The sequence below is a fragment of the Paludibacter sp. genome, from assembly GCF_009712605.1.
In the GTDB taxonomy this organism is placed as follows: Bacteria; Bacteroidota; Bacteroidia; order Bacteroidales; family Paludibacteraceae; genus Microbacter.
The window spans coordinates 387,982-413,392 of sequence record NZ_WASO01000014.1; the positions used below are offsets into that span (position 1 = coordinate 387,982).

At 43.6% G+C, this 25,411-nt stretch carries 17 protein-coding genes; 3 read left to right on the plus strand and 14 right to left on the minus strand.

Going from position 1 to position 25,411, the window contains the following annotated elements; all coding sequences use genetic code 11:
• Window positions 1-404 precede the first annotated feature (404 nt).
• From tgt to tsaB, 6 genes are all read right to left on the minus strand, one after another.
• A complete protein-coding gene (tgt, locus tag F8N35_RS11940) occupies window positions 405-1,535 on the minus strand; it encodes a tRNA guanosine(34) transglycosylase Tgt (RefSeq protein WP_293053277.1) in 1,131 nt (376 codons plus the stop codon).
• Between the two features lie 242 nt (window positions 1,536-1,777).
• Window positions 1,778-3,118 (minus strand): tRNA (N(6)-L-threonylcarbamoyladenosine(37)-C(2))-methylthiotransferase MtaB, encoded by a 1,341-nt coding sequence (gene mtaB, locus F8N35_RS11945; RefSeq protein WP_293053280.1) that lies wholly within the window; start codon window positions 3,116-3,118, stop codon window positions 1,778-1,780.
• Window positions 3,119-3,756: 638 nt separating this feature from the next.
• Window positions 3,757-5,649: an AMP-binding protein gene (locus F8N35_RS11950; RefSeq protein WP_293053283.1), complete on the minus strand. Its 1,893-nt coding sequence runs from the start codon at window positions 5,647-5,649 to the stop codon at window positions 3,757-3,759.
• A 21-nt stretch (window positions 5,650-5,670) separates the two neighbouring features.
• Complete coding sequence (locus tag F8N35_RS11955) at window positions 5,671-6,570, minus strand: patatin-like phospholipase family protein (RefSeq protein WP_293053286.1); 900 nt, start codon at window positions 6,568-6,570, stop codon at window positions 5,671-5,673.
• A 55-nt stretch (window positions 6,571-6,625) separates the two neighbouring features.
• Window positions 6,626-9,058: a helix-turn-helix domain-containing protein gene (locus F8N35_RS11960; protein WP_293053289.1), complete on the minus strand. Its 2,433-nt coding sequence runs from the start codon at window positions 9,056-9,058 to the stop codon at window positions 6,626-6,628.
• Between the two features lie 49 nt (window positions 9,059-9,107).
• Complete coding sequence (gene tsaB / locus F8N35_RS11965; protein ID WP_293053292.1) at window positions 9,108-9,821, minus strand: tRNA (adenosine(37)-N6)-threonylcarbamoyltransferase complex dimerization subunit type 1 TsaB; 714 nt, start codon at window positions 9,819-9,821, stop codon at window positions 9,108-9,110.
• Window positions 9,822-9,937: 116 nt separating this feature from the next.
• Here tsaB and F8N35_RS11970 point away from each other — a divergent pair, with 116 nt between their 5' ends.
• Window positions 9,938-10,807: a YicC/YloC family endoribonuclease gene (locus F8N35_RS11970; RefSeq protein WP_293053294.1), complete on the plus strand. Its 870-nt coding sequence runs from the start codon at window positions 9,938-9,940 to the stop codon at window positions 10,805-10,807.
• A gap of 46 nt (window positions 10,808-10,853) precedes the next feature.
• Window positions 10,854-11,420, plus strand: coding sequence for a guanylate kinase (gmk, locus tag F8N35_RS11975; protein ID WP_293053295.1), 567 nt, complete (start codon window positions 10,854-10,856; stop codon window positions 11,418-11,420).
• 2 nt (window positions 11,421-11,422) lie between these two features.
• Here the strand turns inward: gmk and F8N35_RS11980 are convergent, their stop codons facing one another.
• The 4 genes from F8N35_RS11980 to F8N35_RS11995 form a co-directional block, all read right to left on the minus strand.
• On the minus strand, window positions 11,423-12,112 hold the full coding sequence (locus tag F8N35_RS11980) for a porin family protein (RefSeq protein WP_293053297.1): 690 nt from the start codon (window positions 12,110-12,112) through the stop codon (window positions 11,423-11,425).
• Between the two features lie 104 nt (window positions 12,113-12,216).
• Window positions 12,217-13,740: a 2,3-bisphosphoglycerate-independent phosphoglycerate mutase gene (gene gpmI / locus F8N35_RS11985; protein ID WP_293053299.1), complete on the minus strand. Its 1,524-nt coding sequence runs from the start codon at window positions 13,738-13,740 to the stop codon at window positions 12,217-12,219.
• 56 nt (window positions 13,741-13,796) lie between these two features.
• A protein-coding gene (gene prfB, locus F8N35_RS11990; protein ID WP_293053301.1) for a peptide chain release factor 2 occupies window positions 13,797-14,907 on the minus strand; the annotation gives its coding sequence in 2 pieces (ribosomal slippage) (window positions 13,797-14,843 and window positions 14,845-14,907; 1,110 coding nt in all).
• Between the two features lie 136 nt (window positions 14,908-15,043).
• A complete protein-coding gene (locus tag F8N35_RS11995) occupies window positions 15,044-16,681 on the minus strand; it encodes an ABC-F family ATP-binding cassette domain-containing protein (RefSeq protein ID WP_293053303.1) in 1,638 nt (545 codons plus the stop codon).
• Between the two features lie 160 nt (window positions 16,682-16,841).
• On the opposite strand from F8N35_RS11995, the gene F8N35_RS12000 reads away from it, so the two are divergent.
• Window positions 16,842-17,531, plus strand: a complete 690-nt coding sequence (locus F8N35_RS12000; RefSeq protein ID WP_293053305.1) for a hypothetical protein — start codon at window positions 16,842-16,844, stop codon at window positions 17,529-17,531.
• Between the two features lie 64 nt (window positions 17,532-17,595).
• On the opposite strand, the gene F8N35_RS12005 is transcribed toward F8N35_RS12000, so the two are convergent.
• The 4 genes from F8N35_RS12005 to F8N35_RS12020 all read right to left on the minus strand — a co-directional run bounded on the left by F8N35_RS12005 (window position 17,596) and on the right by F8N35_RS12020 (window position 25,397).
• On the minus strand, window positions 17,596-17,817 hold the full coding sequence (locus F8N35_RS12005) for a hypothetical protein (RefSeq protein ID WP_293053307.1): 222 nt from the start codon (window positions 17,815-17,817) through the stop codon (window positions 17,596-17,598).
• Between the two features lie 27 nt (window positions 17,818-17,844).
• Window positions 17,845-18,999, minus strand: a complete 1,155-nt coding sequence (locus tag F8N35_RS12010) for an adenylyltransferase/cytidyltransferase family protein (protein WP_293053309.1) — start codon at window positions 18,997-18,999, stop codon at window positions 17,845-17,847.
• Between the two features lie 7 nt (window positions 19,000-19,006).
• Entirely contained in the window at window positions 19,007-22,312 is a 3,306-nt protein-coding gene (secA, locus tag F8N35_RS12015; protein ID WP_293053311.1) for a preprotein translocase subunit SecA, read from the minus strand.
• A 196-nt stretch (window positions 22,313-22,508) separates the two neighbouring features.
• The gene (locus F8N35_RS12020) at window positions 22,509-25,397 is read right to left on the minus strand and encodes a triple tyrosine motif-containing protein (RefSeq protein ID WP_293053313.1); all 2,889 of its coding nucleotides are present in this window, start codon (window positions 25,395-25,397) and stop codon (window positions 22,509-22,511) included.
• Window positions 25,398-25,411 lie beyond the last annotated feature (14 nt).

The following is a 25,411-nucleotide window of genomic DNA, read 5'->3' on the forward strand; positions in this document are numbered from 1 at the left end:
CGCCCCAAATCTACAACTTTCTCTCCATAAAACACGTTTTTAGTTAATTTATTCTCTTAATGCTAAATCAAACACTGTTCTTTATCATTTTACTGACACAGCTTATTGAACAGATCCAATAAACCCACAAATAATGACATTCGACTGCCTGATAAATCATTTTTATTGCTCAACAAATGAGTTTGATCGTCCAACAAATCATTTTGTTTAGGCAACAGATGCTTTCGATCTCTCAACAAATGGTTTTGTTTTGAAATTAAATGAGTTTGATCGCTAAATAAATGACTTTGTTTTAAAATTAAATCGTTTTTATTGACCATTAATTGACTTTGTTTTAAAAAGAAACGGAGTAATACGGCCTTTTTCGGGCTATATTACTCCGTCGATATGTTTGGATGCGCTGTTTACAGGCGTTGCGATACCTGGCGCACCATTTGTGGCTTCCAGCTGCTGAAGTCGCCGGCAATGATATGTTTGCGCGCTTCGCCTGCCAGCCAAAGATAGAAGGCCAGGTTGTGAATCGAGGCTATCTGCATGGCCAGAAACTCCTGGCTGTGGAACAGATGACGCAGGTATGCCTTGGAATAGAACGAGTCGACATAAGAAGTGCCCGCGGGATCGATGGGCGAAAAGTCGTCTTTCCACTTCTCGTTCTTCATGTTCATTATACCCTGACTGGTAAACAACATTCCGTTGCGGCCATTGCGGGTGGGCATCACGCAATCGAACATATCGACTCCCCGCTCAATTCCCTCCAAAATGTTGGCGGGCGTACCCACTCCCATCAGGTAGCGCGGACGGTCTTTGGGCAGAATTTCGTTCACCACCTCTATCATCTCGTACATTTTGTCGGTCGGTTCGCCCACGGCAAGGCCGCCAATGGCATTCCCTTCACGGTTTTGCGAGGCGATAAACTCGGCCGACTGCTTCCGCAGGTCAGGATAAACACAGCCCTGAACAATAGGAAAATAGGTTTGCGAATATCCGTACTTCGGTTCTGTTTCGTCGAAATGCGCAAGGCCGCGTGCCAGCCAGCGATGGGTGAGTTCCATCGATTGTTTGGCATAATCGTAATCGGCCGTTCCGGGCGTGCATTCGTCGAAGGCCATAATGATATCGGCCCCGATAGTACGCTGAATGTCCACCACATTTTCGGGAGTGAAAAGGTGTTTCGATCCGTCGATATGCGAACGGAAGTGTGCGCCATCCTCTTTCAGCTTGCGATTGTCGCTAAGCGAAAATACCTGATAACCTCCACTGTCGGTGAGTATAGGTCGATCCCATCCGTTGAACTTGTGCAGTCCGCCGGCCTTCTCTATAATGTTCAAACCCGGACGCAGATAAAGATGGTAGGTGTTCCCCAGAATAATCTGCGCTTTAATATCCTCCTTCAGTTCGCGCTGATGCACCGCTTTCACCGAACCTGCCGTGCCCACCGGCATAAAAATAGGCGTTTCAATAGTTCCGTGATCGGTGGTTATTACTCCTGCACGTGCATTTGACTTCGAATCGGTATGTTGTAATTCAAAATTCATAAGAATATGTTATTCCAAAATTTATTTGTTCCGAGATTCCATAACGGAACACTTTTCTGCTTTTCTTTAATATTGATTTTTACTTCTTTGGTTATCAGCCCCTCCCAACCTCCCCTAAAGGGGAGGAATAAGACTGTGAAATGAGTTAATTGTGCTCATTTTGCATGGTTAGAGCCCCATTTAGGGGGTTGGGGGTAAATCAAAGCATGCTTACAATTTTTATCCGCTATATTGAGTACTGTTTACTGCGCACTGTGTACTAACTCGCAGTCCAGACTCATCATTCCATGATCTTCTTCGGGGTGAAATCCTTTCAGCACCACTTCTTCAATGGTGTTGATCTTCGATTTGTCATAGGGAGCCGACACACGCACGTAGTTATCCGTAAAACCGTGCATCCATTCGCCTTTCCGAGCTGATTCCCAAAGCACCTTCGCGCTCTTCCCTATCTGACTTTCGTAGAATGCCCTTGTTTTCCGTTCCGACAGCTCGTGCAGCCGTTCGCTGCGCTGCTTGCGCACGTTTATTGGCACGGTGTAGTCTATTTCCAGTGCTTTGGTACCGGGACGTTCCGAATAGGTGAAAACATGCAGTTGCGAGATGGGCAGACTTTCGATAAAACGATAGGCATCTTCGAAATGTTCGTCCGTTTCGCCCCGCACGCCTACAATTACATCCACGCCGATAAACGCATCAGGCATTACGCGCTTGATTTCCGTAATGCGTTCGGCAAAGAGTTCGCGTTTGTAGCGGCGACGCATCAAACCGAGTATCTCATTGTTGCCCGACTGCAAAGGAATATGATAGTGAGGCACAAAGTGTGATGATTTTGCTGCGAAGTCGATAATTTCGTTCGTGATCAGATTTGGTTCGATACTACTAATACGGTATCGTTCAACACCTTTTACATTGTCAAGCGCTTGTACCAGTTCAAAGAAGGTTTCTCCGGTCGATTTACCGAAATCACCAATATTGATGCCCGACAAAACGATCTCTTTTGCCCCTTCGGCGACTGCCTGTTCGGCAATCTTTACCGTGTCGGCAATGGTTCCGTTGCGGCTCTTGCCCCGAGCAAAGGGAATGGTGCAATAACTGCACCGATAGTCACATCCGTCCTGCACTTTGAGGAAAAAGCGGGTACGGTCGTCGTGCGAAACCGAAGGATGAAACGCTTTCACGTCGTCGATAGCGGTAGAGTGTACCTCTCCCCGACCCTTTTTATGCAAATCCTCGATAAAGTTGAGCACGTCGAACTTTTCGTTGGCTCCGAGCACCAGATCCACGCCCTCTATTCCGGCAATCTCTTCGGGTTTTAACTGAGCATAGCAGCCCGTCACCACCACAAAAGCATCAGGATGGTTGCGTACCATCTTGTGGATGGCCTGACGGCATTTTTTGTCGGCAATATCGGTCACCGAGCAGGTATTAATTACGCAGATGTCGGCCTGTTCTCCGGCGCGCACCTTGCGAAACCCCGCATCGGACAATGTTTTGCCAATGGCGGAGGTTTCCGAAAAATTGAGGCGGCATCCCAACGTGAGGTACGCCGCTTTTTTATCTGTAAATTGTGAAGTATCGATCATAAATTAGTGGTTAGTGGTAAGGGATAAGTGGTAAGTGTATTTGTTGCATTCTCCAACATCCAAATATTATTCTACAAGATTATATTATTCCTCATTGACAACAATCCATTGATTATCATCCTGCCGCAATACAATCCTTTTAATTTTATCGCTTCGTTTATTTGTTTCTTTTCTTCCATATTGTACGATTGCATACCTTTTATTTGCTGAAAACACAGGAATCCAGAAATAAAATGAATCAGCCTGAGTATATTTTTGATACGTTATTGCTTTGAGTGCTATTAGTGTATTTGTATTACGGAAATCCTCAAATTGCCGGATTATAGACAGAGAATCCTGTTTGGCATCATTGTTGGATTTGAATCTATCTAGTATTTCGCTAACCGAAAAACACAAAGGAGCCGGAGGTTGAAGTCGATTTGTATCAACAGGAAAGCAGCCTACCAATTGTTTTTTGATTAAACAGGAACTGATGGAATCGTGTTGGGAAACAGCATTTATGACCGGAGTATACAAAGATGCGTAAGACCCCAATTGTTCCTTCTGCTGACGAACAGTATTTGTACAAGATGTACCTATTACCCATGTCGACAGTAAAATCACAAACAATCTGATTTTCCACATAGACTTATCTTCTATCAAAATACATTCTGCAAATTCCTTTCGTTCAGCATATTCTTTCCTTCGGCGGTGTAGAGGGAATCGATGGTTTCGGCATAAACTTCTTCCACTTTTCCGCGCACTACCTTCATAGTGCTGTTTACCATGTGATTTTGTTCGGTAAACGGTTCGGGCAATACGGCAATTGTTGTAGGTAGCCATCGCTCAGGAAACATTCCGGCATGTACGCCTCCGGCTCTGAACTTGTTTATTTCGTTTATAAGCAGTTGCACAGCCTCTTTTCGACCTTCGGGTGAGTCGGATGCATGTTTGATATGGCGTTTGAGAGCCTCTTTATTAGGCACAATTAATGCCGTGGTATAGGCATCCTGATTATTGTGTAACACTACCTGATCGATATGGTGTGTCATCGAGACCAAGGCCTCTTCGATACCCTCGGGACTGTATTTTTCGCCGTCGCTACCGATCAGCAGACTCTTGAAACGCCCCAACACATAGAGATAGCCGTCGCTGCTCATATATCCCATATCGCCGGTGTAAAGCCAGCCCTCTTTTACCGTGTCGGCTGTCGATACGGGATTCTTCCAGTAGCCGGCCATCACGTTTTCTCCACGGATAACGATCTCGCCTTTCTCTCCGGCAGGTAATTCTTTGCCATCGCTATCAAGAATTTTGATGTCAAGTGGTTGTACTAACACTCCCGACGATCCGAATTTATGGCTGACCGGAACATTGGAAGAGATAATCGGTGTCGCTTCCGATAGTCCATATCCTTGAAACATCGGTATGCCGATAGCATAGTAGAATTGCTGTAAATCTTTGTCGAGCAACGCACCGCCACCAACAAAAAACTGCAAATTGCCGCCAAAACTCTCTCGTAACTTTGAAAAAAGAATATTATCGAACCAGGTAACCAATGGTTTGAGCATACATCTCCACCCTGCCCCTTTGTTCCATCCGTCCTGATTGTAGATATAAGCTACTTTCAGTGCGATGTGAAACAGTCGGTTGAGCGCTTTACCCTGCGCACGCACACCATTCTCGATATTTTTACGGAAATTCTTGGCCAATGCCGGAACACTCAGGATCATGTGCGGCTTTATCTCCTTAATGTTGACCGGAATATTGCGCAATGTCTCCAGCGGTGATTTACCCACCTGCACGGTTGCCACTCCTGCACCACATTTCATAAAAATGTAAAAGCCGGCCACATGTGCGAAGCAGTGATCGAGCGGCAGGATGACCAGCGTGCGCCATGTTTCCGGTATAATCAACAGGGTCAACGCCTGTTCGATATTGGCAGTATAATTGCGATGCGTCAGCATCACACCCTTGGGTTCGGCAGTTGTACCGGAGGTATAAGTAATGGTTGCCAAGTCATCATTTTTCAACGATTTGGCTATTGATAGAAATTCCTCTTCCGAATGATCTTTCAGGTATTGATCGCCGGCCTGTAATACATCGTCAATGAATAGCTCTTTTGCGGCATATTCTTCCTGTCGATCAAATACAATCACTTTTTGCACAGCAGGTAACTGATCGAGAATAGTGCGTATCTTGGGCAACTGATTGCCTGAAACCATAATATACTTTACATCGGCATGTTGCAGACGAAACAACAGATCGTTGCTCTCTTCCAGTTTGATAGAAAGCGGCACATTGATAGCCCCGGCGTAAAACATGGCCAATTCGCCCATAATCCACCAGTTGCGGCCTTCGGACAACAATGCCATCGCGTCGCCTTTGCGTACTCCGATGGCTTGTAAACCAGCTCCCAGGCGGTAAACCAGCTCACGGGTCTGCTTGTATGTAGTTTCCTGAAACTTATCAGTGATTTTTTCGAATAAAAAGGGACGCTCGGCATATTTCTTAACCGATTCCTCGAAAAGATTGATTAACGTTTTCTCCATGTACGGTTGATTCGTGTAATTTTAGTTTTGCGGCAGAGAAATAACTGGTATTTCAGCAGGTACAGATGGTTTCTTATCGGCATACTTCAACATTTCGGGATGCTCTGCGAGATATTTCTTCACGATAATGTAGCCGTTCATATAAATATCTTTGTAACGCCCATAACTAAAAGAGCTTATCTTTTTACTGTGCGGAATATTAATCAAAAAGTCGCACATATCGGCACCCTGTTTTGAATTATGGGCAAGCATCACCTTCACTGTCTTATTTAATACACTGATAGGACCTGTCAACTTCATATCGTGATCGTATGTATCTACATTTATGCCGATTACAACATCACAAAGAGGACGGATAGGTTGTGTAGGAATATTGTTTAACGCCCCTCCATCCACATAACTAACAGAATCAATCATAATCGCATCAAACACGCCCGGAATAGAAGCCGAAGCCACCACATATTCACTCAACCGTTTTCCGTGCCCAAAATAGGCCGCCTGACCGTTAGTAAGATCAGTTGCACAACAGAAAAACCGTTTGGGCAGGCTATCAAAATCATCACTCGGAATATATTTCTTCAATACGGTTCGCAAGGCATTGTGAGTCGACAGACCAGTAGCATCGCTGTGTGGCAATACTTTAATAAGTTTGCTCTTTTTGTACATTTTTTCGTTCTGCGTCATTATCAGAATCTGGTGCGGCGAGTATCCTGCCGCATAAAAAGAGCCAACAACAGCACCCATGCTGGTTCCGGAAACAAACTGCGGATGAAATCCGGCTTCCTCAAGTGCCTGCAATGCCCCGATATGAGCAAAGCCAAGCGCTCCACCACCACTCAGCGTTACGCCAAGACGCATTTGTTGTGCAAACGAGGCCACAACAAAGCTTGATAGTAAAATAAAAAGATAAAATTTCTTCATCTTCAGACGTTTAATTTGTGATATGGAATACAAAACAACGTGAGTTTCGTGGTTTTTAGGGTCGGTTCAAATAGCTGAGTACATACTTCAATTCTCCGTACGATAACGCCCCCTGAAGCGCTTCATAAGCCGGTGTGAGCCCCACGGTTTCTGCCGATTTGAAGTAATCCAACGCTTTCCGAAGCTTGTCATCCGGCAGCAACACCGCAATATCGATCTTTTCTTCTTTCACAAAGCGTGCCAAGTGTCCTTCAATGGTAGTAAGTGTCAATCCCCGCTCTTTGGCAATAGCTGCGGCATTCAAGCCGCTGGTAAATAGATTATATGTAACATCGAAGGTGCTGACTTTTCCTTCCGGCTCTTTTTCGTCGGTCTCCACCACAATGGCAAGCCCCTTTTCCTGCATGTACCCGGTAATAATATCAATCAATTCGTCGCCATATTCACGGATTCGTTTTGCACCAAAACCTTTTATCGACTTGAGCAACTTCTTATTTGTCGGAAGTTTGGCAATCAATTCGTCCATCGACTTCTGCCGCAATACATCGTAAGGCTGCACGTTTTGTTGGTCGGCAGTAGCATTACGCCAGGCTCGCAACTTCAGTAACAGATCGGGATGAGCCGAAGATTTCAATGAGGCCGGTTTATACTTTTCAGTTTCAGGCTTATCTCCTTTCAGGATAGCTTTGGCTCTTGCCGAAAGATATTCGCTCAGTCGAAAACCATCAGCACAACTCTTCAGTGCCTGTTTTTTGCCAACGATTTGTTCTTTCAGTTTATCCAATGCATCAGAAATACTCTTTCGAATCGCTTTGTTGTCCGTCTCAAACTCCAACGCATCCACGTCGGCCATACAACGATCGATTTTCTCCCCGAAAAAGAAAGTTGCTTTTCTGATTCGCTCCTGCAACAGGGGATTATTTTCCACATCTCCGTTCTGTGCAATCAATTCGTTGATCTGAGAATGAAATTTTATGCCAATTTCAACAATCTCCTGATTAACAAATTCTTTTGTGTTGCGAATAGTCACATGAATGTTTCCACTTACAACCTGTTCGTTTTCTCGCAAACGGTATATCAGGTTGATAATCTCTTTTTGCAACGGAGTAAAGTCGAACAGATCGATTAATAACTCCTGCATGTAATATTGCTGCGCCGTCCGCAATGATTCCTGCGATGGAGCATTCGCTTTTTGCTGACGGGTAAATTGTTCTATTTCCGAATTGCTTACCAAACTATTCTGGTGCACCGGTGTGCTGAGCACCAATCCATCCAGCGAACGACAACGGCTCAGAGCAACATACACCTGTCCGTGAGCAAAAGCAGCCCGTGCGTCTATCACTACTTTATCGAAAGTCAGACCCTGGCTTTTGTGAATGGTAATGGCCCAGGCCAGTTTGAGCGGATATTGCTCAAAAGTGCCGATCACTGTCTCAACAATCTCTTGCGTTGCATCGTCGATGGTGTACTGCATGTTGTTCCACTCCATCGGATGCACAGCAATAATGCGCTCTTCTCCTTCGCTCTGCACATAAATCGTTTCATCGTCGATGGAGGTTATTACCCCGATTTTTCCATTAAAATAGGCTTTTTCGGGCGACGAATCGTTTTTGAGGAACATTACACGGGCTCCCGGCTTCAGTTCCAGCTCGAAATCGGTTGGATACGAACTTTCGGGAAAATCACCGGTGACCTTTGCTTTGAAGAACCACGAGGCATTTTTCAGCTCCTTCAGGCGTTGATCGTTGATGCGCTGTGCCTGATGGTTATGCGTGGTCAGCATTATATAGTCGTCGGCCTGAAAGCCCGGAATCGTACGCTGACGCAACAAATCGATCACTTCCGGCGACAGTTGATTGTCTCGTACGGCATTGAGCAGTCCGATAAATTTTGCCTCGCTTTGACGGTAGATATGTTGTAGTTCTATAGTGACAAAACGGGTTTTACTTAAAGCTCTGCTTCCGTAAAAGAAATTGGTATCGTAATAGCGCTTCAGCACTTCCGAATCGGCATCGGTCACCACGGGAGGCAATTGTTGCAGGTCGCCGATCATCAGCAGCTGAACACCACCAAAGGGCTTGTTCTTGTTTTTATAGCGGCGCAACACTTCGTCGATAGCATCGAGAATGTCGGCCCGAACCATACTGATCTCGTCGATCACCAACAGATCCAGGCTCCGCAAAATATCAATTTTGATGTGTGAGAAACGGTATTGACGCTCGCTTTCGTTCTCTACCCTCGCCTCTTTCGGAATAAACGGCGTAAAGGGCAACGAAAAAAAGGAGTGGATAGTAACACCTTCGGCATTAATGGCAGCAACACCCGTCGGGGCCACCACAATCATGCGTTTCGGAGAAATCTCGCGCAACCGTTTCAAGAAAGTGGTCTTGCCCGTTCCTGCCTTCCCGGTCAGAAACAGGTGCTGATCGGTGCATTGAATGTATTGCAATGCCAAATCTGCCTGTTCATTGTTTTGAAACGTAGTCAAATTTTTTGTAGTTCTAATTCTCTTTGAGATTTTACAACCGTAGCTATCTTTATTCTTTGCTATTTACTCCTTGTTCTACATTCAGCACCCTATTTTTGGGTACTGTTGCAACAAACTCTTTGAGATAGAACGGTTCGAAGTAAGCAACATCCACAAATTCCCCGGCAGCAAACGCTTTCTCTGCCAACGGAATCATATTGGAGGCTTTGGGTTGGATGTCGTCTATAAATTCGGCATTAGGGTGCGTAATGCTGCTACGGCATTTATCGGCTCCGTTTCCAAAGAAGAGCACTTTATGACTGGCCAAAATATCGAGATAGGAATTTTCGTCCACAATATCGGCTGCAATTTCGCGAAACAGATGGAGATCTTTGTCATAAAAAGCCGAGAATACCTCCATGCGACGCGCATCGATCATCGGACAGAAAAGCGTATTTTCGTCTACCGGTGTTTCGGTAGCAACCGTCGAAGCAAGCAACTGAAGCGTATTTACTGCAATAAGAGGAACATTCCAGCCATAGCAAAGTCCTTTGGCGGTAGAAACGCCGATGCGCAGGCCTGTGTACGAACCAGGACCGCAACTAACAGCAACTGCATCGGGATGCGCCTTGGTTTCCTGAAGTATTTCCTGCACAAAAACACCGAGTAAGGAAGCATGTGACGGGCCGGTAAGAGAAATTCGTTCCGAAACAACCTTACCGTTCTCCGATAAAACCACGGAACAAACAGTAGTGGATGTTTCGATATGAAGTATTGATGACATAATTAAGTATTTAGATGCAAAAGCGCCATAATATTACAGCGCTAATTTGTGGCACAAAAGTACGATTTTTAACTCAAAAAAGCGTACATTTGCGCTCTAATTTTAGAATCAACATTATGCTCCAATCCATGACCGGATATGGCAAAGCCACCGGCACCTACAACGACAAACAAATCAGAATCGAAATTAAATCTCTGAATAGTAAACAAATGGATATTTCGACACGGATGCCCGGGCAATACCGTGAAAAAGATCTCGATTTACGTCGCATGGTGACACAACAACTCGAACGGGGAAAAGTAGACCTGAGCATCAATGTTTCCACGACCAACGTGGTTGCTTCTACTCAAATCAACGGAGCTATTCTGAAAGATTACTACAACCAGATAAAACAACTCTCCGACTCGGAAAATATTCCATTACCTGCCGATTGGTTTTCCACGCTGCTTCGTTTACCCGAAGTACTGAAAAACGAAGATCAACAACTCGAAGAAAACGAATGGTTGGAAGTGGCAAAAATAACGCAGGAAGCAATTGACCAGCTGGTAAAATTCCGTGTACAGGAAGGCGATTCGCTTGCAAAGGTATTCACCACAAAAGTGGATAACATTGAGAGATTACTGGGTACTGTCGGCCAATATGAATCCGAACGCATCGAACGCATCAAAACACGCCTGCGCGATGGTCTGCAAAACGTGAGCGAAAACTACAATGCCGATCGTTTTGAGCAGGAACTGATTTTCTACATCGAGAAACTGGATGTGAACGAAGAAAAATCTCGCTTGCAAAACCACTTGAATTATTTCCGCGAAACAATGAAAAAAGAGCATAATCCCGGCAAAAAACTTGGTTTTATCGCTCAGGAAATGGGTCGCGAAATCAATACGCTCGGTTCAAAAGCCAACCATGCCGAACTGCAAAAAATCGTCGTTTTGATGAAAGACGAACTGGAACAGATCAAAGAGCAGGTACTGAACGTACTTTAACAGGCTGTCATTTTGGAACTTTGAACTTGAAACTTGAAATTAACGTATGTCCGGTAAAGTAATTATTTTTTCAGCTCCGTCCGGTTCGGGAAAGAGCACACTGATACAACATCTTCTTCAACAGAATTTTAACCTGAGTTTTTCAATTTCAGCAACCAGTCGGGCTCCTCGTGGAGAGGAAAAAGACGGCGTGGAATACTTCTTTCTGACTCCTGAAATATTTCGTCAGAAGATTGCTAATGACGAATTTATTGAATTTGAGGAGGTTTACCCCGATAAGTTCTATGGGACTTTGAAAAGCGAAGTGGAACGCTGCCTGGCAGAAGGAAAAAACCTCATTTTCGATGTGGACGTAGTGGGCGGAGTAAATATCAAAAAATATTTCGGTGACAGAGCGTTGGCTGTGTTTGTTCAACCTCCATCGGTGGAAGAACTTCGTAAACGACTGCACGGACGTGGAACGGATGCTCCCGAAGTGATCGAACAGCGCATCAATAAAGCGGAATGGGAACTTGAGTTTGCTCCGAAATTTGACGTTGTGATTATCAACGATCAACTGGAAGACGCGATTGCTAAAACAGAAGAAACTATCGGAAAATTTTTGTCAGCTTAAGATCATTCAAAGTTGAATGTCAACACAAATGCTTTTGAAGTCAGACGCGAAATAACATCCGTATAGCGTTTTTGGTCAGAAGTAAATGTGCCTGTATCTCTCGAAGACAGAGGAGTCAGCACATCACTCATTCCGAGACAAAATTTAAACTCCGGCGACAAGCGGAAGAAATCAAAATAGATGTCACAGCCCATTCCAAAAGCAATAAAAGGGCTATAAGTTTTCAGGTAAACATTTACGTCTTTTCCGCGTTGCAAATCACAGTCAATACCTCCTCCTGCAATTAAATAAGGGCGAGAGCGCTTATACCAGACTGCACGATACTTGATATATAGGGGCAAAGTGACGAACGTCGACTGCACATACTGACCCTCCCAGTTACTTGTTGTCGAAGTAAAATCGTGATACAATAAAGTACGTTGAGTAAAATTGAGAGAAGGAGTAAATCGCAAATTGAAAAAGTTATTCAATCTCAAATCGCCAATAATACCAACCGTAAACCCGGGAGTAAAAGACGAGACCTGCACACCTACTAATTTCGGATCCCTTGGAGTTACTGCAAAACCATACGAATTCATTCCCAACGTAAAGCCATAATGCCAGGTTCGTTGATCTGCCTCATGAAAATCTTCTTCGGCAAACACACTACCCACTAACAGCCAACAGCTTATTATTAACAGAATTCGCTTCATTCGTAAATCTCTTTGATATTATAACGCAATTATACAAGAAAAATTGCAATAAAAAACTCCCTTCCCTGAAAATATCAAAGAAGGGAGCAATATATCGGATCAAATTAATGAATCAGGTTCTTTCCTGTCATCTCTGTAGGTTGAGCAATGCCAAGCAAACCACAAAGCGAAGGAGCAACGTCAGCAAGAATACCGTTTTCAACTTTTGCATCTTTCTTTTCTGTTACATATACAAAAGGAACCGGATTCAACGAGTGAGCTGTATTGGCCGAACCATCATTATTCACAGCGTTATCTGCATTTCCGTGGTCGGCAATGATGATCACCTCGTAACCATTCTTTTTTGCCGCTTCAACCACCTGATTCAGACATTTGTCAACAGCTTTCACGGCAGTTTCGATTGCTTCGTAAATACCTGTATGACCAACCATATCGCCATTGGCAAAATTTACAGCAATAAAGTCGAACTTCTGAGTATTGATGGCTTCTTCCAATGCGTCGGCCACTTTGAATGCGCTCATTTCAGGTTGTAAATCGTATGTTGCCACCTTCGGAGAAGGAATCAGGATACGTTCTTCACCATCAAATTCAGCTTCGCGACCACCTGAGAAGAAGAAAGTAACGTGCGCATATTTTTCAGTTTCTGCAATACGCAACTGCTTCAAACCTTCTTTCGCTACGATTTCGCCCAGAGTGTTTTGTACATTGTCTTTATCAAACAAAATGTGCAAGCCCTGGAATTTTGCATCGTACGGAGTCATTGTATAATAGTGCAAAGGAATAGTATGCATTCCTGCTTCAGGCATATCCTGTTGAGTCAATACAATAGTCAACTCTTTGGCACGGTCGTTACGGAAATTGAAGAAAATCACCACGTCGCCGCTTTCGATTTTTGCCAACGGAGCACCCGCAGCATCAGTCATCACGATCGGTTTGATAAATTCGTCGGTAACGCCATTATCGTATGAAGCTTGTACGGCAGCAACCGCATCGGTAGCTGGAGTACCCTTGCCTTCAACCATCAGGTCGTATGATTCTTTCACACGTTCCCAACGTTTGTCGCGATCCATTGCATAGTAACGGCCAATGATCGAAGCGATTTTACCGGTCGAAGTTTTCAGATGGTTATCAAGCGCTTCGATAAAACCTTTACCACTGCGTGGGTCAGTATCGCGACCGTCCATAAAGCAGTGAACATAGGTTTTATCCACACCGTAGTGTTTCGAAATTTCTGTCAGTTTGAAAAGATGATCCAACGAGCTGTGTACACCGCCATCAGATACCAAACCCAATAAATGAATTTTCTTGTCGTTAGCTTTAGCATATTCGTATGCTTCCACAATGCCCGGATTTTTCAAAATTGAATTGTCGCGGCAGGCAATATTGATTTTCACCAAATCCTGGTACACCACGCGGCCGGCGCCAATATTCAAGTGACCCACTTCGGAGTTACCCATCTGACCGTCAGGCAAACCAACGTTTTCACCTGATGCCTGCAATTGCGAGTTAGGATAGGTTGATACTAAATAGTCCCAGTATGGAGTCGGCGTTTCAGAGATAACGTCGGCTTTCGATTTGTTGCCGATTCCCCAGCCATCGAGGATCATCAGCATAGCTTTCTTACTCATAATACCTATTTTATTTACGATTTAATAATTTACAATTTACTTTGACCCATTGGAGACTATTCTCCTCCGAATTCCATCAGGTAGGCTTTGATGAATGCATCGATATCACCATCCATCACGGCACCTACGTTAGAGGTCTGATAGTTTGTTCGGTGATCTTTTACACGACGGTCGTCGAATACATAGCTTCGGATCTGCGATCCCCACTCTATCTTCTTCTTTCCGGCTTCCACCTTGGCCGATTCGGCACGGCGTTTCTCGAGTTCCAGTTCATACAACTGCGATTTCAACAAACGCATTGCATTGTCCTTGTTCCCAAACTGCGAACGGCTTTCGGTATTTTCGATCACAATTTCGTCCATTTCTCCGGTAACCGGATTCTTGAACTTATAGTGCAAACGCACACCGGTTTCCACCTTGTTTACGTTCTGTCCACCAGCACCACTCGAACGGAAAGTATCCCAGCTAAGGTTTGCCGGATTAACCTCAATTTCGATGGTATCGTCCACCAAAGGAACCACAAAAACCGAAGTAAATGAGGTCATACGTTTTCCCTGAGCATTGAATGGAGAAACACGTACCAGACGGTGAACCCCATTTTCACTTTTCAGATAACCATATGCCATATCACCGTCGACCTGCATGGTAACGGTTTTGAGACCGGCTTCGTCACCTTCCTGAAAATTGGTGATTTCGCACTTGTAATTCTGGCGTTCGCACCAGCGTTGGTACATACGGAAAAGCATATCGGCCCAGTCCTGCGCTTCGGTACCACCGGCACCGGCTACAATTTTAATAACCGCACCAAATTTATCTTCCTCGCGACGCAACATATTGCGCATCTCCAGATCTTCAACCAGTTGCACTGCTTTTGCATAAGCAGCATCTACTTCATTTTCGTCGGCGACGCCTTCTTTGAAAAAATCAAATGCAAGCTCCAGTTCTCCGATTGCATTATGCACCTCGTTGTAACCTTCAACCCACACTTTTATTTCGCGGATTTTCTTCATTTGCGCTTCCGCCGATTTCTGATCTTCCCAGAAATTTTCGGCATGAGTGCGCATTTCTTCTTCTTCGAGCTGTATTATCTTGTTGTCGACGTCAAAGGTACCTCCTCAACGCGTCCTCGCGTTCTGACACTGCTTTCAGTTGTTCAGTCGTAATCATTTGTTAATTAATATTTTATATTTTGTTTTTATTACTTCAAATCAAAGTGCAAAGTTAAGCAAAAATTAAGGCAATAGCAAGGCAACAAGCCATATTCAGAAAGTTAGAGCGACTTAATTCACAGTTTCTTATTGCATCAATTTTTCTTCTCCAATTCTCTCAGGTTTTCCATTTTTTTCTTTTCAAGAAAACCTTTAATGTCTCCCAAGTGCTCAGTTACTTTTTTATTACCAAATTCATACACCTTACTCGCAAGCCCATCCAGAAAATCACGGTCGTGCGATACCAGAATCAACGTTCCGTCGTAGTCTTGCAAGGCGCTTTTCAGAATGTCTTTTGTTTTCATATCCAGGTGATTCGTCGGCTCATCGAGAATTAGCAGGTTGACCGGCTCGAGAAGAAGCTTAATCATTGCCAAGCGGGTACGTTCCCCACCCGACAATACCTTCACTTTCTTATTGATGTCGTCGCCACCAAACATAAACGCACCGAGGAAATCCTTGATCTTTGTTCGTACATCTCCTTTGGCAATATCGTCGATAGTCTGAAAAACGGTAATGTTCTCGTCTAGCATAGAAGCTTCATTCTGTGCAAAATAACCAATCATGGTATTGTGTCCTAGTGTCAGTTTACCATCATGCTCAATTTCATTCATGATACACTTGACCATGGTCGATTTACCTTCACCGTTTTTACCCACAAATGCAACTTTCTCTCCTCTCTCAATAGTGAAATTGGCATTTGAAAAGACCACATGTTCGTCGTAACTTTTGCCAACGCCATCGCAAATTACCGGATAGCTTCCGGAGCGTGGTGAAGGCGGGAAACGCAAACGCAAAGCTGATGTATCTTCCTCGTCCACCTCGACAAGTTCCAGCTTTTCAAGCATTTTTACACGCGATTGTACCTGAAGTGTTTTGGAATAAGTTCCCTTGAAACGTTCGATAAACTCCTGGTTTTCGGCAATCATTTTCTGTTGCTCTTCCCATTGCTTTTGCTGCTGTTCCCGGCGTTCCCTTCTTAAGACGAGATACTTGGAGTAATTTACATTGTAATCGTAAATACGACCCATCGTCACTTCAATGGTACGGGTAGTAATGTTATCCACAAAAGCACGGTCGTGCGAAATGACAATTACTGCTTTGGCATTGTTCACCAGAAAATCCTCTAACCACTGAATAGACTCAATGTCAAGGTGATTGGTAGGCTCATCGAGCAGAATCAAATCTGGTTTTTGCAGCAAAATTTTAGCCAGCTCAATACGCATCCGCCAACCACCGCTAAACTCACTCGTCGGACGGGTAAAATCCTCACGCAGAAAACCCAGACCCAACAAGGTCTTTTCCACTTCTGCATCGTAGTTTATTTCTTCGATCGAATAAAACCGTTCACTAAGCGTCGAAACTTCTTCTATTAACTGATAATAGCTTTCCGACTCGTAATCGGTCCTTGTCGCCAGTTGCTCGTTAATTTCATTGATACGGCTTTCCATGTCAAAAATGGAAGCAAATGCCCGGGCGGCTTCCTCGAAAACCGTTCGGTTGTTATCCGTCATCAAATGTTGGGGTAAATAAGCAATGACAGTATCTTTTGGGGCTGATACTTTACCACGGGTTGGTTTCTGAGCTCCGGCAAGAATCTTTAGAAGAGTAGATTTTCCAGCCCCGTTTTTACCCATAAGGGCTATTCGGTCTTTTTCGTTGATAGAGAAAGAAATATCTTTAAACAGCGTTGCACCGCTGAATTCTACGGTTAATCCGTCAACAGTAATCATAAAATTAAAGGTCTTTTTTTGAAGGCGCAAAGATATGACTTTAACCCCATATTTTTGCATAAGAAGCCCTAATCCGTTTTGTAAATTCTTAATTAAACCGGATAGTTTTTCAAAATAATCTTTATCTTTGTGTTATCACAAATATCTAAAACTAACAATTATGGGACTCCAAGATTTTCTTAAGAAGTTATTCGGCAGCTCAAAAGAAGCAGCTGAAAAAGTAAGCGAAACTGCTGAAACTACATGGGAGAAAGCCAAAGAAAAAGCACCTGAAGTAAAAGACAAAGTGCATGAAGCGAAAGAATGGGCTGAAGAAAAAATTGAAGAAATTAAAGCGAATCCCAATGTAAATAAAGCCGTTGACACTGCAAAAGAAGTCATTGAAACGGCAAAGGAGAAGATCTCTCACCTGCCCGAAAATCCGACAGTTGTGAAAGCTGTGGATTCTGCCAAAGAAATCATAGAGACGGCCAAAGAAAAGATAGCCGAAATTCCGGAAAACCCTAAAGTTGTCAAAGCTGTCGAGACGGCCAAAGAGTATATTGAAACAGCGAAAGAAAAGATTGCTGAAATACCCGAAAATCCCACGGTAGTCAAGGCTGTAGATACGGCGAAAGAATACGTTGAAACAGCTAAGGGAAAAGTTGAAGAATTCAAAGCAAAACATCCGGAAGTGGATAAAGCGATGGATTCTGCCAAAGAAGCAGTTGCAACAGCAAAAGAAAAAGTGGAAGAAGTGGTTGAAACAATAAAGACAAAGACAGCGAAAAAAGAGGAACATACCCCCGAAGAAAATCCTTCCAAACCTACAGAACCAACAGTAGAAGGCGAACAACCAAGAGAAGCATAATACTGAGCCCGATAATTAAAAATGGCTTCCCGAATATTTTCAGGAAGCCATTTTTTTATTGGTTTCAATCAAAAAGCGTGGGGTGATCTTCGTCAAGACGTTTAAGAATTGTACGGATCACGGCTTCTCTCATGAACTTAGATGTGTTGCTGATTTGATATTTGTCGATAAATCTATTTACGGCCTTAAACTCCTCTTCGTTCAGCATAAATGCAACCCGGTGCGTCCTTTTCATCGTAGGATGATAAGGTTGCGTAGGGGTTGAGGAGTTTTTCTTTTTTGCCATAAATAACGGACAAATGATTTAATTCTATTACATATTAAAGCTTTGGCGACGCACTGATATGCTGATCGTATCATCCAACGGCTGATCGGTAACTAAGATCATATAACCACCACCACCGGCGCCGGCCAGTTTGCGGGCCAGAGAACAATCCTTGTATTGTTCCATCACCTCTTTTACGTCAGTTGGCATCATTGCCGGAAACATCCGAATCTGCGCTTCAAATGATTTCTTGACAAAATGAGCGAATTTCTCCAAATCCTTCTGTTGAATGGCATTCCAACAACCTTCAGCCGCTTCAGTCAGAGCTTTTACATTTTCTGTATTGATATACGTTTCTTTCAAAAGATCAAGACCTGCCGGACGGGGCCATAACAGGCGTAATGAAATATGTTGTTCCAGCCAGTCAAGGATAGAATCATCCAAACACGATTCCAATTTTTGAGGCCAATAGCAGTTGTCGTAATAATGACGCACCAAACCTGGCATACAGATGCCAATAGAATCCTGAGCCCCTGAGATTTCAGAACGTCCAGGTTCATTTTCATTGCGGAAAGCCAGTTGAGCAAGTTTTTCCGGATGCATCGCCGGTAATTCATATGGCCATATTTTCCGCAACGCGTTACGGGTTGATGTGCTCATTCCGCAACGTTCGTTGAATTCGATCGTTGGTTCAAGTGAAAGCGTAATTGCCCAACCGGGATTGAATTTCGATACGTAAGGCTGATCTATCCATGTGCCGGCCAGATCAATTCTGTAAGGAAGATGGCTCTGAACTCCGGTACGAATGGACGTTGTGCTACGTGTAGGCAATCCGGCATCAGGAATTCTTTTCAGGATTTGGTATTCAATACCCAGCTCATTACAAAGAACCTCTTTGGCCGGAGAGTGCCCGTCTTCATTCACAACAAAGACATCAGGCACATTCTTGCGAATATCTTTCTCAAAATCCATAATTCCGCTACCGGAATTAATCCATGCATCTTTCACATACCGGATGGATTTGACCATATAGAGACGTTCCTGATCGCTATTTACGGTGTCTCTACCTTTCAACTCCCGAATGGTTCTATCAGAGCCTAAACCAACATACAGATCCCCGAATTCTGCGGCTTCCTTAAAAAAAGCGACATGTCCGCTATGTAGCAGGTCATAACAACCGGTAACAAATACTTTCTTCGCCATTCTTCTTCTATTCTTCGTGTCCGTGACAGTTTTTGTATTTTTTGCCGCTACCACAAGGACATGGATCATTACGACCTACCTTTTTTTCAACACGAATCGGTTGTTGTTTGGGTTGCGGTTCGCGGGTATCATGGTGAGCAGGATCTCCCTCCGGGCGGCTTGTTTCCGGTTTTGAGGTCTGATAACGGCTGTAGTCAGAACGACGTTCTTCATCTGCTTTGTGCACCTGTTCCGGTTCACGTACCGGAATCTGACCACGCATCAATACGCTGGTAGCACGGCGATTCATCATCTCTACCATTTTCTTAAACATGGTAAATGATTCCAGTTTATAGATCAAAAGCGGATCTTTTTGTTCGTAGCTGGCGTTCTGAACTGAATCGCGAAGATCATCCATTTCACGAAGATGCTCTTTCCATTCGTCGTCGATAACTAACAATAGGACAGCTTTTTCAAACGCTTTGATTACTTCCTTACCCTCTGTTTCATACGCTTTCTTGAGGTTGACCGGAATATTGTACATACGCTTGCCATCCGTCAAAGGAATCAGGATATTTTCGTAGGCATCTCCATGAGTTTCGAGTACCTGTTTGATAACCGGGTAAGCCACCGAAGCCAGTTTGTCCATTTTGCGTTTGAAAGATGCCAGTGCATTTTCAAAAATCGTATCAACAGCTTCGTCCAATTTCATTGAACGAAATTCTGCTTCATCAAATGGCAGGTCAATTGCAAATACGCTCATTACTTCCAGCGATAAGCCTTCGTAGTCGAGCATAGAGTGATACTGTTCTACAATTGCCTGAGCCGTATCATACAGTACATTCACAATATCCATTCCGATACGTTCGCCCATGAGCGCATGGTGACGACGGGTATAGATTACTGTACGTTGTGAATTCATCACGTCGTCGTATTCCAGCAAACGTTTACGGATACCGAAGTTATTTTCTTCAACTTTTTTCTGCGCACGTTCAATTGATTTTGAAATCATGGAGTGTTCAATCATTTCTCCATCTTCAAAACCAAGTCGGTCCATAATGCCTGAAATACGTTCCGATCCAAACAAACGCATCAGTTCGTCTTCCAATGACACATAAAATACGGAAGATCCCGGATCCCCCTGACGTCCGGCACGACCACGCAACTGACGGTCGACGCGGCGGCTTTCGTGACGTTCGGTACCTACGATGGCCAAACCACCGGCATCCTTAACAGCTTTCGAAAGCTTGATGTCGGTACCACGACCAGCCATGTTGGTTGCTATGGTTACCGTTCCGCTCTGACCGGCCTGAGCTACAATGTCAGCTTCACGCTGGTGTAACTTCGCATTCAATACGTTGTGAGGAATTTTCCGCAGCGTAAGCATACGACTCAACAATTCGGAGATTTCCACGGAAGTTGTTCCCACCAAAACAGGACGTCCTGCATTGACGAGGTTCACTATTTCCTCAATAACAGCATTATATTTTTCTCGTTTTGTCTTATAAACGCGATCGTTCATATCATCACGAACTATTGGTCTGTTGGTAGGAATTACCATCACATCCAACTTGTAGATGTCCCACAATTCACCAGCTTCCGTTTCTGCAGTACCAGTCATACCTGCAAGCTTGTGGTACATACGGAAGTAATTCTGTAAGGTAATGGTAGCGAAAGTCTGAGTGGCTGCTTCTACAGCTACACGCTCTTTGGCTTCGAGTGCCTGGTGCAAACCATCAGAATAACGACGACCTTCCATGATACGACCGGTTTGTTCATCCACAATTTTCACCTGACCGTTGATAACCACATACTCGTCATCTTTTTCAAACAACGTATAAGCTTTCAACAACTGATGAATAGTGTGAACTCGTTCCTGTTTTACCGAATAGTTCTGTATGATTTCATCTTTTTCAGCCTGTTTGTCTTCAGGAGAAAGATTTTTGCGTTCGAGGTCTGAAAGTTGTTCCGCAATATTGGGCAATACAAAGAATTTCGGGTCATCCGAATCGCCTGTTATCAGGTCGAGACCTTTATCAGTCAACTCGACACTGTTGTTTTTTTCGTCGATAACAAAATAAAGAGGATCAGTTACCACGTGCATTTCGCGGTTATTATCCTGCATGTAGAATGCCTCAGTTTTCAGCATTTCAGCCTTAACACCCTGTTCGCTCAGGAATTTGATCAAAGCTTTATTTTTCGGCAAACCCTTTTGAACACGGAAAAGAAGTAAAGCTCCTTCTTTGCGTTGTTTGTCGTCATTTGACTTCATCAGGTTACGAGCTTCAGCCAAAAGTTTTGTAGTCAATGTCTTCTGAACATTGTACAAACGCTCTACTTTCGGCAACAACTCTTCAAACATCTGATCATCTCCCTTGGGAACCGGACCGGATATAATAAGAGGAGTACGGGCATCGTCAATCAACACGGAGTCAACTTCATCGACAATCGCATAATGGTGTACACGTTGTACAAGATCAAGCGGGCTATTTGCCATATTATCACGCAGATAATCGAAGCCGAATTCGTTGTTGGTACCGAAAGTAATATCCGCCAGATATGCGTTGCGACGGTCATCGGAGTTTGGTTCGTGTTTATCAATACAGTCAACACTAAGACCATGATACATATAAATCGGGCCCATCCATTCCGAGTCACGTTTGGCAAGATAATCGTTCACTGTTACCACGTGAACGCCACGTCCGGCCAGCGCATTCAAAAATACAGGAAGTGTAGCCACAAGAGTTTTACCTTCACCGGTAGCCATTTCGGCAATTTTACCTTTATGAAGAGCGACACCACCAATGAGCTGTACATCGTAGTGAACCATGTCCCATTTCATCTTGTTGCCGCCTGCCATCCATTCGTTGGCAAAATAAGCTTTATCGCCTTCAATACGTACAAAATCGGTTTTTGTAGCCAATTGACGATCAAAATCATTGGCAGTAACCTCTATTTCTGTATTTTCGTTGAAGCGACGAGCCGTATCTTTCATGATGGCGAATGCTTCGGGAAGTACCTCCAATAAAACTTCTTCCAGCTTTTCCAGTGCTTTCTTTTCGAGCTTATCTACTTCTTCATAGATTTTCTCACGATTTTCGAGTGGCTCGTTTTCGATGTTATCTTTTAATTCAGCAATACGATTGGTTTCATTAGCTATGTAGTCTGCAATCTTTTGCTTGATAGCCTCTGTATGTTGACGTACCTGATCGTTGCTTAATTTGGATATTTCTTCGTAAGCTGATTTGATTTTTTCTACGTACGGCATTACTTCGCGCAAATCGCGTTGCGACTTATTGCCGAACATTTTACTTAAGATTTCATTAAATCCCATGATTTATTGGAGGTTTATGTGTTTTTATATGTTCATGTTAATTACAAATGGCGTGCCAAGCATTGTCTATATGAAATAGTTCTCTTGGAATGAGGCCATTTTGAAATTTTAGCCACAAAGATACTCTTTTTTCAGGAAGCGGGAGACATTTTAGTTAAAAAACAACCCTCTTCAGAACAATGAAAAGACATTCAAATCATTTAAGTTCTATCATAAATTCAGTCAGGTTTTTCTCGGCACTAATATTCAGTTTTTTACGCAATCGATAACGTCCGGCTTCCACGCCTTTAAGCGAGATATTCATCAGGTTGGCAATATCTTTGGACGATAAATTCAGGCGCAGGTAGGCGCATAAGCGTAAGTCGTTGGATGTTAGCTCAGGATAACGGCTATGCAGATTCCGGAAGAAGTTCTCATGGATACGATCGAAATTAGATTGAAAAACGGCCCAATCATCTTCCGACGATAGATTCTCATCAATAATATGAACTATCTTATCGTAATACTTTTTCGGATACTGGCTTCCCAGATGCTCTTTCTGAAGAGTCAGTTCTTCTTTTATACGAACCAGAATATCGTTTTTCTTGATAATAGACATGGTGGATCCAGCCAGCTCTTTGCTCTTCAACATCACCTCGGTTTCCAATTTCTCCTTTTCCAGTTTCATGATTTGTTGCTCGCTTTTCTCTTTTTCCTGACGGCGGAGTTCTATGTGCTTTTGCTCGATTTTATCTCGTTTTTTTGCCTGCTCTTTTTTGATTAACAGATAAATAGCCCTTACAGCAACCACGAGTAACAGAAAATAAATGATTTTGGCCCACACGCTCAGATAAAACGGAGGTAAGATTTCCAGATCGTATGCCAATCTGTCTATCACTTCGCCGGTAGAAGCAACAACTTCGGCTCTGAAACAATACTTTCCGTATGGCAGACGAACGTATTCCTGTACAACCGAATTTTTAAGATCCGTCCATTTTTTATCCCAACCATCTAATTTGTAACGGAATCGAACATTTTCAATTTTGCCGTAATTGGGATACGCTATGGTAAACTGAAGACTATTGAATGCAAACGGCAAAGCTTCCGGTTCATTTAATGCAACTGATTGTACTGCCGAATTGTCAGCACGATAAGCCGTAACGCTTTTCAAACACAATTTGAAAGGGATTCCGCATTTGGACTGGTGTTCGTTAAGGTTGTAGAATGCGAGTCCGTTTTCAAGGCAAATCATGCACTGCGAATCCGAAAACGGGACAATGCACTGGTTTTTATCCACATTTTCATTAGGAAAAGAACTGTAATTTACCACGTCCAATATTTTCACCTTTTCATTTTCCACCTGTACCAAAGCCGCCATATCGTCACGGATAAACCAATAGGTATTATCGCGGAAAGGCTCAATACGGTACGAAGAAGCAAAACTACGCAAGCCAGCATTCAATGCCCGGAACGGGATGATTTCTTTGGTCAGGTCATTGAAGGTATAAAATCTGTCTCCATTTGTAAAAACCACTCTGTTAGCTACTTTGAATACATTAATTGAAGTGTGGGTTCTACCTCCGAGTGAGGTGTAATTCTTCATCTCCCGGATATGCCGTAAGTCACGATCGAGCACAATGCGATACAAGCCTTCATGGAAATGGGCAGCCCAGATGGTTCCCTGATAATCGATCTCCAGATAACGGATCGGATTGATGAAGTTATCCACTACATTGCTAAACACCCATTGTCCTCTGGCATCTTTCCGGTAGATACAAAGTTGCGTGTAAGTGCCCTGTACCAACACTTCCTGCCCGTTGATAACTCCCTGTTTAATGCAAACTCCACCATGCACCGGAGCTGCAATACTAATGCTATTGCCAGTCAAGCAATAAGTCTCTTCATTATTGCAACAAAAGAGCTGATTGCCAAAACGTTTCAAATCCCACACCTGACCTTTGATGCGGGGAACGAGCGAAACATTCACATTCTTATCGTCTTCACGCAAGCTGCCGATTTTCCCTGTATAAAGCCCCTGATTGGTACCGATGTAAATATCCGGGCCATACTTATCAAGTCCGTAAATGGCTCCGATAGAAGGTTGAAACGATGTAACATATTTCACCCTGCTACCTGTACGTACAAACGCGATCCCCTTATCCAATGCCAGCCATATGTTATTGGCTCTATCGCAATACATTCCAAGAATCGTATTGTTTTGTAAAAAGTTGGTACTATTGAGTTTCCACAATATTTTGCCCGCTTTGTTGACCGCCACTACCCCATCCAGAATCGTACCGATAACAAATACCGAATCTTTGGTGACAATCGCCCTGTTGGCATTGGCTTTGATCAGGAATTCATTAGCCTGGCTTTCAAACTTTTTACATCTACTTCCCTCCAGAATAAAAAGTCCGTCATGAGTTGTTACCAACAGTGTTTTTGTGGCATCGTAAGGCAATACCGCCGTTATTGACGACTTCGGCCGTTCTCCTTCTATTACAGGATGAAATTTGTTTTTCGCCGGATCATAGCGGCAAAGACTACTCCCATCGACATGCGAATATATGTGATTACGATACTGATTGAAAAACAGGAAGGTACCTGACATATGATGGCCTGTTACCTGTTTGCCATCAAAAACAAAAAAAGAAGCAAACGATTGAAAATAGATTTTACCCTGACACGAGATAATTGTCCATATTTCATCATTTTGCATTTTGTAATTGCGAAGTTGTTGCGATAAGGAATGGTAACGCAATTCGCCTGTAGCAAGCGGCTGAAAATACCCAAACTCTTCAAACGAACCCACATAAATACGCCCGTCGGCAGCAGGCAATACGGAGCGAACCACACGATTGCCGGGCACCTGAAAAAGTTCCCAAGAGGCACCGTCGTAACGCAGTAAACCATTATTGTTGCCGAAATAGAGAAACCCGTGAGCATCCTGTGCCACAGTCCAGTTCTGATTGGCCGCTTTGTACTCCTTTTTAGTAAAATTGGTGACTACCGGGGCAAATTCTGCACCGTCTGCGGAGAGCGGAAGAAAGATAAGACATAGAAAACAGAGTGCGGTGATTTGTTTGCACAATGGAATATAACGCATGGTGATTAAGGTTG